11 protein-coding genes and 1 tRNA gene are annotated in these 15,868 nt (G+C 43.3%); 1 reads left to right on the top strand and 11 read right to left on the bottom strand.

The features are described from left to right. Positions 1-112 precede the first annotated feature (112 nt). Positions 113-2,008 (bottom strand): RagB/SusD family nutrient uptake outer membrane protein, encoded by a 1,896-nt coding sequence (locus KXQ82_RS03530; protein ID WP_219486758.1) that lies wholly within the window; start codon positions 2,006-2,008, stop codon positions 113-115. 24 nt (positions 2,009-2,032) lie between these two features. Beyond that, positions 2,033-5,179 carry a SusC/RagA family TonB-linked outer membrane protein gene (locus KXQ82_RS03535; RefSeq protein WP_219486759.1) on the bottom strand — a complete coding sequence of 1,049 codons (3,147 nt, stop codon included), beginning with the start codon at positions 5,177-5,179 and terminating at the stop codon, positions 2,033-2,035. A gap of 603 nt (positions 5,180-5,782) precedes the next feature. On the opposite strand from KXQ82_RS03535, the gene KXQ82_RS03540 reads away from it, so the two are divergent. Then, positions 5,783-6,559, top strand: coding sequence for a cupin domain-containing protein (locus KXQ82_RS03540; protein WP_219486760.1), 777 nt, complete (start codon positions 5,783-5,785; stop codon positions 6,557-6,559). Positions 6,560-6,669: 110 nt separating this feature from the next. Here the strand turns inward: KXQ82_RS03540 and KXQ82_RS03545 are convergent, their stop codons facing one another. From KXQ82_RS03545 to KXQ82_RS03585, 9 genes are all read right to left on the bottom strand, one after another. Then, positions 6,670-8,016, bottom strand: coding sequence for an alpha-L-fucosidase (locus KXQ82_RS03545; protein WP_219486761.1), 1,347 nt, complete (start codon positions 8,014-8,016; stop codon positions 6,670-6,672). A 196-nt stretch (positions 8,017-8,212) separates the two neighbouring features. Then, positions 8,213-9,037 carry a sugar phosphate isomerase/epimerase family protein gene (locus KXQ82_RS03550; protein ID WP_219486762.1) on the bottom strand — a complete coding sequence of 275 codons (825 nt, stop codon included), beginning with the start codon at positions 9,035-9,037 and terminating at the stop codon, positions 8,213-8,215. A gap of 14 nt (positions 9,038-9,051) precedes the next feature. Then, on the bottom strand, positions 9,052-9,882 hold the full coding sequence (locus tag KXQ82_RS03555; RefSeq protein ID WP_219486763.1) for a phytanoyl-CoA dioxygenase family protein: 831 nt from the start codon (positions 9,880-9,882) through the stop codon (positions 9,052-9,054). A 15-nt stretch (positions 9,883-9,897) separates the two neighbouring features. Then, on the bottom strand, positions 9,898-10,815 hold the full coding sequence (locus KXQ82_RS03560; RefSeq protein ID WP_219486764.1) for a sugar phosphate isomerase/epimerase family protein: 918 nt from the start codon (positions 10,813-10,815) through the stop codon (positions 9,898-9,900). A 9-nt stretch (positions 10,816-10,824) separates the two neighbouring features. Further along, positions 10,825-11,934 (bottom strand): Gfo/Idh/MocA family protein, encoded by a 1,110-nt coding sequence (locus KXQ82_RS03565; protein ID WP_219486765.1) that lies wholly within the window; start codon positions 11,932-11,934, stop codon positions 10,825-10,827. A gap of 279 nt (positions 11,935-12,213) precedes the next feature. After that, positions 12,214-12,552 carry a zinc ribbon domain-containing protein YjdM gene (locus tag KXQ82_RS03570; protein ID WP_219486766.1) on the bottom strand — a complete coding sequence of 113 codons (339 nt, stop codon included), beginning with the start codon at positions 12,550-12,552 and terminating at the stop codon, positions 12,214-12,216. Positions 12,553-12,895: 343 nt separating this feature from the next. After that, entirely contained in the window at positions 12,896-14,587 is a 1,692-nt protein-coding gene (locus KXQ82_RS03575; protein ID WP_255563396.1) for an RluA family pseudouridine synthase, read from the bottom strand. 288 nt (positions 14,588-14,875) lie between these two features. Beyond that, a complete protein-coding gene (locus KXQ82_RS03580) occupies positions 14,876-15,331 on the bottom strand; it encodes a hypothetical protein (RefSeq protein WP_219486767.1) in 456 nt (151 codons plus the stop codon). A gap of 290 nt (positions 15,332-15,621) precedes the next feature. Then, positions 15,622-15,694, bottom strand: a tRNA-Phe gene (locus KXQ82_RS03585). Positions 15,695-15,868: the final 174 nt, after the last annotated feature.

The following is a 15,868-nucleotide window of genomic DNA, read 5'->3' on the forward strand; positions in this document are numbered from 1 at the left end:
ATGCCCCTCTGAAGTGATCGCTTCAGGGGGGCATTGTTTTTTAAGTAAGGCTGATGCAGGTAAGCATAAAAAAGGCCGCAGCTTGGGCGGCCTTTAAAAAGTAAGCGGTTAATTATGGTATTTTATCCAGTGGCGGGATATTGCTTTCTGAGCCTGCGTATCCTTTGCTTTGGTTAATGTGGCCATTTATATTCAAATCAATATCAGACTGTGGTATTGGCCATAAAACGTGATAAGGTGAAATGGTGAAGTGATTACCTGAGTTAGTTACCACTGCAGGGTTTTTATAAAAATCGTTCTTCTCCATAATACGGTCGTAAAAAAAGTTATTCTGCGAGAAGGTAGCTACGTTATAGGTTTTACCGGTGTATGATGGTATGCCTGTTTGCGCAAATATAAAAGCTATGCGGGTAAGCTCGGTTTTACGGGGTTCTTCCCAGTATAATTCGCGTTGGCGCTCATCCAGTATAGTTCCAATGGTTATTTTGGTTGGATCGGTAAAAAGGGTAGCCTGCGCGCGCGCCCTAACCACATTTAAATCGGCCATGGCCAGGGCTTGTTGCCCTTTCCAAACATATGCTTCGGCACGCAAAATGTAAGTTTCGGCTTCGCGGAATACATACCAATCTGTGTTTGTACCACGCGGTGGACTCCACCATTTATCGGATGTGGCATTCAATATGTTTACGCCGCCCGGGTTTACAAATATTTTGTAATGAGGCCAGCTAAACCATGCACGTATGGTATCTTTAGCGCCGTTCAAAAACACGCTGTTTACTGTTGCTGCGGTGTATTGTACCAGGTGTGTGCCGTAGGCTGCAGGATCGGCAGCGCTGCCGCTTTTTAATGCCGCGTTGTTGTAAACAAGGTCAGTCATGTTTACCCAATTGCCCGGTGCGTGGCGCAGATCAGGGCCGCTATCTGTCCATATTTGTTGTGTAGCGTAGGATGTTGGGCGTGCACGGCCAATACCACGGCCATAATAATAAGTAAGCGGAAACTCTGCTGTTACCGCATCAACAATACCGGGTTTGTGCAGGCCCGGGGTCAAAATAGTTCCGTTATGCCACATGGGTACATTGTTGCGCATAATTTGCGAACCGTTAGGCGTAGCGCCATCTAATGTTTCGCGGTCTATCACGTTAAGGATAGCTTCCGTATTTGTTCCTAATGATTTGTTTTCGGGGCGGTGCAGGTCCCAGATTACATTATGCGTAGGGTCGCCGGCAACAATGCCAAAACGGGTAGTCATCAAATGATAAGGACCGTTTATAATGGCTGATGATGCTGCAATAGCATCGTCAAACAAGCCTAATGCTAAATCAACTTTTGTAAGCAAATGGTTTGCCGCGCCTTTTGATATTTCGCCTTTATCGGGCGACACAGGCAAGTTTGTTGCTGCAAACTCAAGGTCGGTTTTCATTTGTTTCAAAATTACCATACGTTGCGTAGAGTAATAGGATACGTTAACTGCCGTTTCTTCCTTTAAAATTAAAGGAACATCGCCAAACTGGTGTACCAAACGGTAATAACGGTACGCGCGGTGAAAGTAAGCCGCTCCCAAAACTGCATCGCGGGCAGCCGGGGTAGGCCAGGTGGCATTGTTAATACGGCTGATGATAACGTTAGCATCATGTACGCCCTGCCACCACATATACCAATAGCGGCCTATTTTGTTATAATCATCACTATCCAGATTAGCGGTAGGGGTAATACGCGCGTTCAGATCCTGCGCGGGGGTAGTTTTGTCTGTGGTACCTTCAACACCCGAATCGGTGAAGATGGATTCAGTAAGCATAGGCGCGGCGTCTCCAAAATACTCAATACGCAGGGTAAGGTTCAGGTTTTCAATTGCATTTTTAAATGCGGCAGGGGTTGTTAAAGTTACGTCGGGCGTAAGTTTTGACGGAGCCTCTGGTACCAGGTCACTTCGTTTGGTACAACTGTCCGAAAGGATAGTAACGAAACATGTTAACGCTACTACAATGCCTTTATTTATCTTTTTCATATCTACAGTAAATTCAATGATCGTTTAAAAAGTTACGTTTAAGCCAACTGAAAAAATTCGGGGAGTTGGCCCGTTATTTTGAGGATCCCATAGGTCCCAATCGGGTGCATAAACAAACATGTTATTTGAGCTTGCAAATATTTTAGCGCTTTGCACGCCAATTTTTTGTAATAGGCTTTTGTTAAAATTATAGCCTAACGATACATTTTGAACCCTTACGAATGAAGATTTGCGCCAAACGTTGATGGTAGTACCTTCTGAGCCTGAGCTAAGGCGTGCATAATTGTCAATTTGGTTGTCTGCTGTCCAGTAAGGTAAAACGTACGAACTCATGCGGGCAAAACCTACACTGCCGGGGTTATTAAGCGCCGAATTAAACTGCGTAAGCTGCCCGATAGAAGATACCAGCAGGATAGAAAGATCGAAGTTTTTATAGATGTTAAAATCGTTACGTAAGGACCAGTTGAATTGCCCCGTCTTTGAACCAAGAAATTGTTTATCATCATTGGTATAAACATGGTTGCCGTCAAGATCTTCCAGCTTAAAATCGCCGGGCTTAGCGCTGTAGGTGGCTGCTTCTGTAGCTTCGCTGGTTTTCCATACGCCCAAAATGTTATAGTCCCAAACGGCAGCAATATCATGGCCAATAAACCAGCCATTGCCAATGTCATTGTTCTCCACCATGGTTGTATTGCCCGATGCATCAATAACCGGGTGAGCACCATATAAGTGAACAATTTTATTGCGGTTAACAAAAAAAGTACCGCTGGCATCCCAGTTAAAGTTTTTACTTTTCCAGATCTTTCCACTTAACGATATTTCGAAACCCCGGTTATTAACCTCCCCAACGTTTGTTAAAACGCTGGAGTTATTGCCGGCAAAGGTGGTTCCTGTAATAGGTATCTGCGAATCGTTATAGCCTTGCACTGCTAATAGCGCACGTTTTACTATTTGGTCGGTAGTTGAGCGGTTGTACACATCAATACTGCCACTTAACCGATTATTAAACAGGGTAAAATCCAAACCGATGTTTGTACCTGTTGTACGTTCCCACTTTAAATCACTATTTTGAAGCGAGCTGCCAAATAATGTTGAATTGTTTGTTACCACACCTGCCGAACTTACAGTGGCATATTTACCGGTTGTAAGAATGGCCAATGCTAACGAAGGATCGGCAGTGCCGGTTGTTAAACGGTTACCGTTAGCACCATAACTTATACGTAATTTGGCGTAGTTAAGCCATTTAAACCTGTCGGCCTTCATAAAACTTTCGTCAGACAATATCCAGGCGATAGCCGCCGAAGGGTAGGTTGACCGCGGATTATTCAAACCAAATACCGAGAACCCGTCGCGGCGGATGGTACCCGTCAATATATAACGGCCCAATAGCGAGTAATTGATACGCCCCATTAAGGCATCGGCGTTGTAAACGCGGTCGTCACTGCTTTCAACAGGTAAAGTTCCGGCACCAATGCTGTGCGAGCCTAATACATCACTCGGGGTTAAGCCTGAGTTTGCAGTAGCGGTATACCAGGTTTGATATTTTTCTTTATTTAATAAAGCTGTTATATCAATGTTATGGATGCCAAAAGTTTTGTTCCAGTTTAATATGTTATCTATCTGGTATTTATACCTGTTTTCTGTGGTGCGCGATATCTCGCCACCCTTTAACTCATTAGGGTTAGCAACAGGGATAAAGTTTGAGTTGCGATAAGATTCGATATCAGGGCTGAAATTTACAGTGTATTGGATACCAAAAGGCAGCTTTACTTTGGCATACAAGTTTGAAAACAGTGTATTTTGTATAGCGATGGTTTCATTATAAACTGTCGCCAAAAACGGGTTACGCTGATTTAAACCACTATCATCTGTATCAATACGGCGTAAGCTGCCATCGGGATTATAAAAATCACCGTATGGCGATGAATTGATGATCTGGTTCCAGTCGGCTTCGTTGCCGCCTTCATCCCGGTTGGCAAATTGTGAGGTAATACCAAAGGTGAGATATTTGGACGCTTTACCCTCAAAGTTTACACGGAAGCGGTAGTTTTTGTATTCGCCACCATTAATAAGGTTTTCATTATCTGTAAAGTTTGCAGATACATAATAATTGGTAAGGTCTGTACGGCCGGAAACACTGGCCGTATAATCCTGGCGCAAGCCATTACGGAAAACAAGTTTACTCCAATCGGTAGTGTTACCTGCAAAATAATTTTTTATCTCGTTTGCCTGTAAGCCTAAGCGTTGCAACCAAACGGTAGTAGGGTCGCCGGTTGATGTACCCATAAATTGTGCAAGGGTAACACCATCGGGCAAGGCGTTGGGGTTGCTGTAAAAATAATACGGATTGGTTGTATTTGAGCTACGGGCACCATCGGCACGCCAGTTTAAAAAGCCTTCCGGGTCATAGTATTTCTGATTTTTTTGTAATTGTGATACGCCAACGTTCATATTAAAAGCAATTTGCGGAGGCCCGTTTTTACCCTTTTTTGTGGTAATAGCTACCACGCCCGATGCAGATGCCGAGCCATATACCGCAAGCGCGCTTGGATCGCGCAAAACATCCAGCCGCTCAATATCATTTGGGTTGATATCCTGTATCTGCCCCTGAAAGATCACACCATCCAATACAATTAATGGCGTTGTATTAGCCGATAACGAAGCCTTACCGCGAATTTGCATATCTCCGGCACCGCCACCTTTGGCAGATGTATTCATGGCTACGGTAATGCCCGGTACGTTGCCCCTGATGAGGTCGGTAACGCTTGTCGGGTTTTCGTTCTCTAATTTTTCGGCCTTAACGCTCGATATGGCGCCGGTAACATCTTTAACAGCCCGGGTACCGTAACCAATTACAACAATTTCGTTCAGTTGTTTGTTGGCATCGGTCAGGGTTACGTTTATGGTGGTTTTGTTGGCAATTTCTATCTCCTGAGTAGTAAAGCCCAGGCTGGCAAATACCAAAGTGCCGGTAGCGGGAGCATTGATGCTGTATTTACCATTAGCATCTGATGATACAGCGGTGGTGGTACCTTTAATTTTTACTGTTACGCCGGGAATGGTTATGCCCCCGGCATCTTTTATTGTTCCTTTAACGGCGATGTTTTGGGCATAAACGCTAAAATAACTTACTAATAAACTAATAATGAGTAGAGTAATTTGTTTTTTCATAATTTAAGTTTGTGTGTTAATTGGTTTGAACAATACAGTGATAGTTGTACTGTTATGAAAGGCCAAACCTTGTCTGGTTTTCATATGGTACGGCAAAAACCGCAGACTAATAAATACGATCTGTCATTTAAGCATTACTAAGTTTACAATGGGAGTGACCCCGTTAATTGGCAGGGGTAAATTTAGGCGACATTAAATGATAAAAACAAGTAAAAAATTACGTAAATACTTGATAATTAGTATATTAATGTAATTTTTATACGCTTTAACAACAATGTTAAAATAACATAACATGTTGATTGGGTGCTGTATCGCAAACAATTATACGCTTTGTAAAAAAGGAGCGATACGGTTTATTAGCAATCAAAATTTTGTGATAAAGGCACTTTACAGTGTATTTTGTACACGCTAAAATCCCTTTTTAGTGGGAAAAAAGGCAATATGTGTCAGTTTGATAGTTATTATTTCGGCGTGAAAGTGGCAAATGATAATATTTGTTTAAGCTTTTTGATGAATATCTTAAACCCGAATACGATGTTTTACTAAAACGGGGGAGTGTCTGTACTATCCTGCAAATTACTATCTTAGATATTATTTAAAGCCATGAGAAGAATTATTTTGTTGACAGCTATTTGCGGCTTTATCGCGTTTCGATCTGCTGCGCAATTAAAACCTATCCCCTCAGGTGTGTTTCATTGGGCTGAAATGCCGGTGACAAAGAGTAGCGATCGAGAAGGCCGGAAGATAACAAACGGTTCGACCGCCGAACTTGAACTTTTTGACATACATGCCACCACACAGTTTAAAGGTGCTGTAGCTAAACCGGGGCATGCGCAAACAGATATTGAAGAACTGATTTTTGTTAAAGAAGGTACCATGAAATTTACGATGGGCCCCACCGCTAAAGTTTTAGGCAAGGGCAGCATCATATTAATACCCCCGCACCAAATGCAGGCTATTGAAAACGTAGGTGATGGGCCGCTTACCTATTATGTAATGATGTTTAGAGCCAAAAAGCCGGTTGATATGGAGCGCTCTGCAAAGGCAGGAGGGCCGGTAATGTTAAATGCCGACTCGCTTAAATACGTAGCCTCGGCAAAGGGCGGGGGGATAAAATATTTTGACAGGCCAACCGCTATGCTGGGACATCTGGAAATGCACATTACCGAACTGAAGGGTAAAGGCCCGAGCCATGCTCCACATACCCACCTTGATACCGAGTTAATTATTATGTTAGAGGGCGATACTGAAATGACCATTAACGGTAAAACTTATAATGGCACCGCCGGCGATATTTACCTGGCTAATAGTAACGAGATGCATGGTATTGGCAATGCTAAAGATGCACCATGCAAGTACCTTGCGATAAGGTGGTGGTAGTTTGTGTGCTCAACGCAGTGGATAAGCCAAATCAAGGCGGTAATGGTAGTTTGCCTGATATTGGTGCCCGGAAAATGATCTATCCCGATTATTGACTTAAATGATAAGATTTACTTTACATTAAGCTCCAGTGTAGTACATAGAGGATCTAATTGGTCTGTAGTAAGTACAAGCCTGGTTCCTGACTGATCGTGCAGGATCTTTATCGGCATGCCCCCTAATACCTTACCGGATGTAACCGTTTTGCCAATTTGGGGTAAGTTAATTTCGGATGAGCCATCAGGCATTTTTACAATATGAATGTATACTTTATTACCTTTTTGCGTAGCGCCGTAAAATCCATCGACAGGCTGAAACGGCCCTGGTCGGGTAGCATAAATGCTTTCTCCATATTTTTTCAGCCATGTGCCTACCTCTTTTAACCTGGCCACATGCGCAGGCGGAATTACACCATCCGGGTCGGGGCCAATGTTCAATAACATATTGCCTCCCCGGTCAACCGTATTAACAAGCATGGTTATAATATCTTTTAACGACATGAGGTTTTGTGTTGTATTGTATCCCCAGCTCGATCCGTTAAGGTTTAAACATTTTTCCCATGGAATGGGGATAATTGGCCCTTTAACTGCCGCCCCGCCTTCGTTGGTTTCAAAATCACCAACCATGCCTGATCTTGGATTAATTACAATATCGGGCTGATATTTTCTAACCATCGCATTAAGTTTTAGCGGCTCCCAAAACCAGGCGGCATCCGCATCGCTGCCTTTGTGTGCCAGCCAGCCACCATCGTACCATAAAATATCAATCTTGCCATAGTTTTTCATTAACTCTTCAACTTGTCCATAAGTTTGCTTTTTCATCAAAGCTGCATTTTCGGGAAGCCCCTTTGGGTCAAAGTAGCCAGGGAAACGCCAATCGAGCGGTGAATAATAGATGCCTGCTTTTAAACCAGCCTTTCGGCAAGCATTGGTATATTCCTTAACAAAATCGCGATGGGCCGCGGTTTCCCAGCTATCAAAATGGCGGTAACTTGCCGCACTGTTCCACATAGCAAAACCATCATGGTGCCGTGATACCATAACCATGTATTTCATACCCGCATCTTTGGCAACCTTTGCCCATACATTGGCATCAAAATTTTTCGGCTTAAACTGATCAGCCAGTTTTGCATATTCATCAGCAGGTATCTTCTGATTGAACATCGTCCATTCTCCCGTGGCAGGTATCGCATATAATCCCCAATGAATAAACATTCCGAATTTTTGGTCTTCCCACCATTGCATTTTTTCGGGCGGTAAATTTAAACCAGCGGCTGATACGCCGTTACCCGGGTTCTTTAAACCAGCATAATTTGCCTTTTCCATTGATTTTCGTTCATCTGCACCCATGTTTTGTGCATACACGCCAAACGGGAGGCTCAAAAACAATGACATCAAAAGTTTAATTCCTGGTTTCATACATTACTGTTTTTCCGGCACAGTAAGTTTTTTTCTTACCATGTTATACAGTTAAGACAAATAATATTGGAAATATACTCTTAAAAAATATATTTGTTGTGGCAATTGTGTTATTTCAAACAATTGTATATCTCATCCGCATTTAATAACAGAATCTGTTACCAGGCCAGCAAATTGGTCAACAATAAATGTAGTATTAAAAACCTAAGTACCGGCTTTTGAGTAAATTCATCATATAAACATTATTTGCCCACTGATCTGAGATGGGCTTTTGCGAATAAGGCAGGTGCACCATATAAGGGTATGGGCCAAACTCAGGAGTAATAGTTACCAAAGCATTAGCGTCAAGCCGCTTACGGTTAATAACCTTATCCCACCAATTTAAATGATGTTGTAGTGCTTCCTGCCATTCGGGTGCTGCGGGATCGGGTACTTGCGGGCCTTCGGGATAACCAAGGCGGGCGTGTATATGTTCGGTACGTTCAATGGCTAAGGCCATTGCATCGGGTTGGTCCTCTAAAAAAGACTCTGCCACATTCACCCAGTGCGAGGCATCGAGTGTGATACGCAGGTTGGGCAGCCGCGTCAAATAATCAAAGGTAATATGTGCCGCAAAAGTAAACTTATTGCGGTGCGTTTCGTGTAATACTTCTACGCCACAGTCGGCAGTATGCTTTGCCGCGCGTTCTACCAGCTTTTTATTCTGTTCAAAAGTAAAATAGTCTTTTCCTGTTTGCGAATCTATTTTTAGCGCTTTGTAAGGCTTTACCATATCAAGCCAGCCCGAGTAGTTATCAAAGTGTTTTGCAAAGTCGGCATCGTAAGTACCGTAATGCTGCGGGATAGCTATGAGGTTATGCTTTTCAAAATTATCCCATGCTTCATCTAATTCGCTTATGGCAACATTGTTAGGGATGCCATATTCAACACCATCATAGCCTTCGTCTTTCACCTGTTGGCAAAATACGTTCCAGCTAATTTGCTCACATCCCCAACGGGGGCAAAAAAATTTAAGTTCCAATTTGCGGTATCCTGTTATTTTACTTTAAGCGTAATTTCGTCTTCCTTTTGCAGGAAATCTCTGTCGGCAGATAAACCTTTTGCTCCCGAAGCCATAATGGCATTATTGGGTACGGTTTGCACCGGTGTAATGCAGGACAAATTCTTTTCGCGGAAAGGCTTATTATAACTCAGGTTGTAAGCCGATATCATCGACCAACGCGGTTTATCGGAAGTATTAGCTTCGGACATGTGCAAGGTGTTCGGATGGAAGAACAACAGGTCGCCGGGTTCTAACTCAACATATACACGCTCAAAGCGACCAAGTGCTTCGTTTACAAAGTCCATATCGGCCCCCTGCTGCTCACCCACAAAACTATGTTCAATACGTCCTGTTTTATGTGAACCTTTCAGCACCTGTAAGCAACCGTTTTTTACAGTTGCTTCGGTAAGGGCAAGCATTACGCTGATGAGCGCATCGGGGAACAGGAACCCGTTTTTATACCAGTAACCATAATCCTGGTGCCATTCCCAGGCACCGCCTACCTGCGGCTCTTTCTGCATCAGTTTGGAGTGAAAATGACATACCTCACCCTCGCCAAGCAAATCCTGGATCGACTGCACCAACGCCTCGCTGCGGGTTAACAAACCATAGGCATCATCGCCGGGGGTAAACCAAAGCGTAAGTTTTGTGCGTTTGCCGGATTGATCGTTAAAATCAAAGGCTTTATTTTTCAGCACATCGTCGCCGGTGGCAATGCCGTAAAGCATGCCAACTTCTTCGCTGCTTAAAAAATTCTTTACAATAAGGTACCCGTCTTTATCGTATGCAGCTTTCTGTTCGGTGCTTAATTTCAGATCTTTCATGGTATTTGATATTATTTATGCGCCAATTGCTTTTAAGGTATCATCAACAAATCGTTTTGCACGCGGGATATCTTCCTCATCCAAATGCTCAATGATGATGGGAATATTGGGATGCTTTTTAGAAAGCAATTTTAAATACAATGGGTAGTTGAGCACGCCCAAACCCGCAGCCGGTAATTCCACATCGCCGGCACCGCGGAAAGTGTGCGATTCTACAGCATCAATAGCAGCATGTTTTTCTTCGTTGCTTTCGGCTTGCTTAATGTCTTTGGCGTGGGCAATCTTTATCCTGTCCTGCAAAGCATCAAATATGCGGTAAAGCTCGGCATCAACATTTTTGATATTCGAACCGTTGAAGTAGTTTGTCGGGTCCATCAAAAGCCCTAAGCCCGGGTGGTCTATCTCGCGGAATAACCTTAACAACTGATCTACACTGCCAACTACATTGTTCACGTAGTTCTCTACCAAAAATACGGCATCGTGGTTCCATGCATATTCTGCAAGGTCTTTTATCACTGCCTTAATTTCCTGGAAAGCTTCTTCGGTCGCGTTCTTTTCGTGGAATACCCAATCGCTGCTGGGCTCATAAGTCCCGGTTTCGCTGATCACGTAAGGTGTACCCAACTCGCGGGCAAACTTCAGGAGCGTTTTAACATACTCGATATTTTTACGCTTCTTTTCAGGGTCGGGAGAGATCAGGTTGGTATATCCCGAAATAGCTACGATCTCGATATTGGCATCGCGAAAAGCATTGCGTATGGTACGTGCTGTTTCAACAGTTAACGTTTGTGGCAGGGTGTGCGGGTCGTTCAGATCAAAGTCTTTAAAGCTCAGATCAAGCTGAATGCAATTAAAGCCGTCTTTTTTTACTTTGCTGATGGTCTCTGCCAGGGTATATGGATAATATCCATTAAAAATGCCTACTGATATCATTTCTTGTTTTTATTTAAGTTTTTTTAAGGTTTCGGATAATTTTACGGTTCGTTCCTCTTTTATGGACAGATAAAGTGCATCAATAACAGCCATGGTGTGCAGGTTATCGCGACCGTTTATTTCGGGCAGCGCATCCTCTTCAACGGCGCGCAGGAGCGATGCCATTGTACCTTCAAAAGCATCGGGGAACCAAACGGTGTCCCAGGTTGGCTCGATCCATTGATTGGGGAATTTACGGGTGGTGAATTTAATTGTGCTTAAGCCCTTTTCGGGGAATTTTGGCCAGCCTATTTCGCCGGTAGCCATACCTTCTGTGCCTTCAACCCGCCACCTGATGTACATGTCTTTTTGTGTGCCTTCGCCCTGCCATGCCCAAACATCATCGAGGCTGGTAGCCATTAAGCCATCAGCATATTGAAAAGTATATTGGGTAATGCCATCAATGTGATCAAATTTGGTACGTGGATCGCTCCGGGTTATGGCGGTTACCTTTTCGGGATCGCCAAATAAGTAACGGAAGGTATCGATATGGTGGATACCCATATTAAGCATTTCCAGGCGGTCGTATTTTTTCAAAAAATCCTGCCAGTGGGGGATGGCACGCATATCTATCGTAGCCAGTACGATCTCACCAAAATAATTATTGTTTAACAAGGTCTTTAACGCCCGGATAGATTGATCGTACCGCATATTGCTGTTAACTGCCAGTTTTACACCCGCCTGCTCGCAAAGCATCACGATCTCGTTGGCCTCTTCCAAATTCATGGCCAGTGGTTTTTGGCAGAGGATACCTTTAATATGGTCATTCTGCTTTACAGCCTCACGTACAATTTCCAGCTGCATATCCGGCGGCACGGCAATATCGATGATCTCGATGTTTTTATCTTTTAACAGCTGCTGCCACGAATCATACACATTGGGGATGTTAAACTCCTTTGCAACCTCTTCGGCATTTGCACGGTTGCGCGATGCGATGCCATAGGAGTTGAAACCCGCGTTACGGTAAGCCACCAAATGGCAGCCGCGTACAATTGCCCCGGTGCCAATGGTGCCTATGCACCAATCTTTACGCAATGGCATTTGGGCAGAGATATTTAAGTCTAAAGTAAATTCACGCATAATTTAGATTTACTTCAACAGGCAAGGTTGATTAAGCTGGCAAAAAAGTTATAGCAAGAGCGCTCAGTATGCGCTATTGCTATAACTTTGTAGCTAAGAACGGCGCATATGGCCGACTTATTAAATTTCCCTGATGTTGAGATTTGGTTACAATTGGTTTAACCAAATCTAATAAGACGGGGGAGAGGTATTGTGTAGGATATTTACATAATAATGTAAAATACTATCAGAAATATTTGAAGAGTAGCGATTTTACGAAAAATACAGAAATGAAGATAGCTATGCTTTTTTCACAAATTCGGATTTGAGCGCCATTGCCCCAAAGCCGTCAATTTTACAATCGATGTTATGGTCACTGTCTACCAAACGGATATTTCTCACTTTGGTACCGGCCTTGATGCTTTGCGAAGTTCCTTTTACCGGGAGGTTTTTTATGGTAACTACTGAATCGCCGTTTTGTAAAATATTGCCATTGCTGTCTTTCACAACAAAGCCTTCGGTGCTGTCGGCAATTTCTTCTTCTGCCTTCCACTCATGACCGCATTCGGGGCAAACCAGTAAATCGTTCATTTCATACGTATAAGCTGATTTGCACAAAGGGCAGGGGGCGAGTTCCATGATTTAAATTTCGGCAAAGATAACAAAGCACCCTGATCTTTTGGAAATATCATTGGAATTGACGATATTGTATGGTATGAGTAATAGTGGTTAGCTGGTATTTTTTTGATCAAAAATATCACCAACAAATACCACACCCGGGTTTACTCAACAAAAAGGTTCTTTGAAAAACACCCATAAACCCAAGTAGCCGGTAAGTTTTAAATGATTTGCTGACGAAAGCGTTTGGTGTTGCTATTATGAAATTGGCAATTGGGAGAGTAAAAAACGATTGAATATACCCATGAATACCCAAGGAATTTACATGTGGTATTATCAAAATGGCAATGTTCCACAGGTTGTATTAAAAATCCTCAGCAACTTCAAAGCGAAGTATTTCTTTGGTCACCGGGTGCTCAAACTCCAGATAGGAGGCATGGAGGTACAGGCGTTCTGCAGGGGTGCCGTAAAGCTCGTCGCCTACAATAGGAGCGTTAAGGCCTTGCTCATGCGCGGCGTGCATGCGCAATTGGTGGGTGCGGCCAGTATGTGGCCAAAAATGAACCTTGGTGGTAGTTTCATTACGTTGGACGACCTGGCAGAGTGTGGTTGCTTTTTTGCCATGTTCAAAACAAACCAATTGCCTGGGCCGGTTATCCGGGTCGCCACGTAAGGGTAGGTTGATCTCGATCTCTTCTTCGGCGATTACTTTGGAGAGCAAGGCCGTATAACGCTTAACCACGGTACGCTTTAAAAATTGGCGCTGGATATGCTGATGTGCCGCTTTAGTTTTGGCGACTACCAAAAGGCCCGAAGTTGCCATATCCAGGCGGTGGATGATAAGTGGTTCTATACCGGCGAGTGATGCTTTCAGGCGGGAGTATACCGAATCCTGGATCTGTATCCCGGGAACGGATAACAATTCGGCAGGTTTGTTTACCACGATGAAGTTATCATCTTCATAAACAATGTCGAGCTTTTTACCCGCACCCGGGTTGTGCAGCAGTAAATTTTCATCGAGTGGAATGCCTTCCAGCATGTGTTCTAAAATGGGTTTGCATTTACCGGTACAGGCAGGATAAAACTGCTGGTGTTTACGGATTTCGGACAGGGGCGAAACGCCCCACCAAAACTCGGCCATTGCCAGTGGTTTGTAACCGTGTAAAAAGGCATATTGCAGTAACTTGGGTGCAGCGCATTCGCCGGCACCGGCGGGTGGCTTGCCAAAATAGGTATCGCTAAAAATATCCTGTAGGCTTTTTTCGTTACCGTATTGGTTCAGGAACACATATTGTTCAAAAAGCTGTTGTTGCAAAGCGGCTGATCGTTCTTTACGTTCTGTTTTTAATGCCTCGATGCGGCCTTCGTACCGGGCTATGTCAAGTTTTACATCCAGCAAAAGCTCATCCCATTTTTTGATTAGCAGGTTAAGCCGGTGTTTATCGTGCAGGCTATGACGGATCATGAGGGCCTCGAATGTAGCCTGCTCCTCGTTGCTTTGGCTTATTTGCTTTTCGCGAAGGCTTTTACGGTCGGCCTTGTTTGCTTTGAGTTCGGCTTTGAACGCTGCTATTTCTTTTTGTGCTTCGGCGGAGAGTTGCTCAAGTCTGAGTTTAAGCTCAAGGTAATTTGTATCCGAAGCGATGGCATCCACTTGTTCGTTCACGCTGTTGATGATGAGTTGTTCCTTTAAAAAAAAACTATCCTCGGTGAGCATATCAAACACAGGGGGCACAAACTCCGGATGGTCATTTGTACCGGCCAGTTTGCCCGAAAAAGCGGATAAATAACCTAACCTGCCTGCGGAATCCTGAACAACCAGTACGCCAAACATTTTGCCAATAGCAGGTTCATTTAGGTTTTCTTCAAGTCCGAAATGATGGTCCAAATCGGTTTGTGTGTGCAGGTATTGTTGTAATTGGGCGGCGGCAATTACACTTAAAGGGTGTGGCTGATAATAAAACGGAAAGGTAAAGCGTGTGGGCAAAGCAATACCGCTAATATCGCTGTCGTGAAAGTAAGTAATACAGGTATCGCGTGTGCTTACCGGGTTCATTTTTTACGTTATCGGGCCAAATAAAAAAAGCCTTTAGTTTTAGCTAAAAGGCTTTTGAGTGACAGCAAATATAGGGATTTTCAACTATTTAAAGCGGATAAGATCATAGGTAAAACAGGATAAAGTATGGCACGTCACATTATTCTTCGGGAAATCTGTTTACCTTACATTGGTTTAACTATGGTATGGTTGCTCGTTATTGTCATTTTATATTTTCCTGCCACTGGTTTAGCAACTATAAAAAAACACATTGCAAGTGGTGGTTAAGTTATGTGTAGCAACCATGAATTACAAGGGCGACAAATCTGCCATCAATTGTAGCCTCTGTTTTTCGATAGATCTGATCAGTTGATGATGTGCCGCTATTGTTTCAGCTATAGCTGCTTTAGCCTCAACAATAAGCAAATCATTATTGGCCAGCGTTGCAAACGCCAATTGTTTATCAAGTACGCCTTTAGCAATGTCTAAGATGTATATATTTAAAAAAAGTTGTTCAAATTTTTCGGCCAGGGCTTGTGCGCCGGGAAACTGGCCCCTGATGGATAAAATGGCCCGGCAAAACTCCTGATTGGCCGTAGTATGCGCACAACCCAGGCGGTATTTGCGTGCGCTGCTATCGCAAAAGCCATAGCGTTTAATAAGGGGCGTGTTTTCAAATGCCGAAACTTCAGTTACCTGCTCGTGCTTTAAGCCGCAATAAGCGGTATGGTAGGGTTCTAATGTTGATCTTATTTCCGCCAACATACCTTAAATGCGCTGTTATGCTTAGAAAAATTTACCCTATAAAAAAAAGAACGCTTTCCTTCCGGGACGGCAATGGGCATGGATCCTGATCTCATGGTAAAATGGTTATAAGCATAAAGATAACTTATTCTGATTAATGCTAAAACAAGTTCGCTGTTCAAGTCTATGCGATATCGAAAAACTATTCCGTCGCACTCGGGCAGTTTAAATGAAAGAGGTTGAACTAAATTGAAAGGTAGTACTGTCTCAAAAAAGAAAACCGCCAGTACATGTATGTAAAGGCGGTTTTGTGGTACCAGCTGGGATCGAACCAGCGACACATGGATTTTCAGTCCATTGCTCTACCATCTGAGCTATGGTACCGCTCCCTTTGGGGACTGCAAATGTAGCGTGTTTTTTTATTTATCGAAACTTTTTTTGAAAAAACCTGTAAGGCATTAAAAAAGAGGCTGTTTTAATGCAAGGAACTAATATTTCAAAAAACCTTTTGCAATTAAAATCATTTATCTACTTTAGATTTAAAATACTATGCATGCA

It is taken from the genome of Mucilaginibacter rivuli, from assembly GCF_019391655.1.
Taxonomy (GTDB): domain Bacteria; phylum Bacteroidota; class Bacteroidia; order Sphingobacteriales; family Sphingobacteriaceae; genus Mucilaginibacter; species Mucilaginibacter rivuli.

Bases quoted from the DNA above. Each gene is read 5' to 3' on its own strand.
- KXQ82_RS03530 (WP_219486758.1), bottom strand. From the start codon at position 2,008: ATGAAAAAGATAAATAAAGGCATTGTAGTAGCGTTAACATGTTTCGTT.
- KXQ82_RS03535 (WP_219486759.1), bottom strand. From the start codon at position 5,179: ATGAAAAAACAAATTACTCTACTCATTATTAGTTTATTAGTAAGTTAT.
- KXQ82_RS03540 (WP_219486760.1), top strand. From the start codon at position 5,783: ATGAGAAGAATTATTTTGTTGACAGCTATTTGCGGCTTTATCGCGTTT.
- KXQ82_RS03545 (WP_219486761.1), bottom strand. From the start codon at position 8,016: ATGAAACCAGGAATTAAACTTTTGATGTCATTGTTTTTGAGCCTCCCG.
- KXQ82_RS03555 (WP_219486763.1), bottom strand. From the start codon at position 9,882: ATGAAAGATCTGAAATTAAGCACCGAACAGAAAGCTGCATACGATAAA.
- KXQ82_RS03560 (WP_219486764.1), bottom strand. From the start codon at position 10,815: ATGATATCAGTAGGCATTTTTAATGGATATTATCCATATACCCTGGCA.
- KXQ82_RS03565 (WP_219486765.1), bottom strand. From the start codon at position 11,934: ATGCGTGAATTTACTTTAGACTTAAATATCTCTGCCCAAATGCCATTG.
- KXQ82_RS03570 (WP_219486766.1), bottom strand. From the start codon at position 12,552: ATGGAACTCGCCCCCTGCCCTTTGTGCAAATCAGCTTATACGTATGAA.
- KXQ82_RS03575 (WP_255563396.1), bottom strand. From the start codon at position 14,587: ATGAACCCGGTAAGCACACGCGATACCTGTATTACTTACTTTCACGAC.
- KXQ82_RS03580 (WP_219486767.1), bottom strand. From the start codon at position 15,331: ATGTTGGCGGAAATAAGATCAACATTAGAACCCTACCATACCGCTTAT.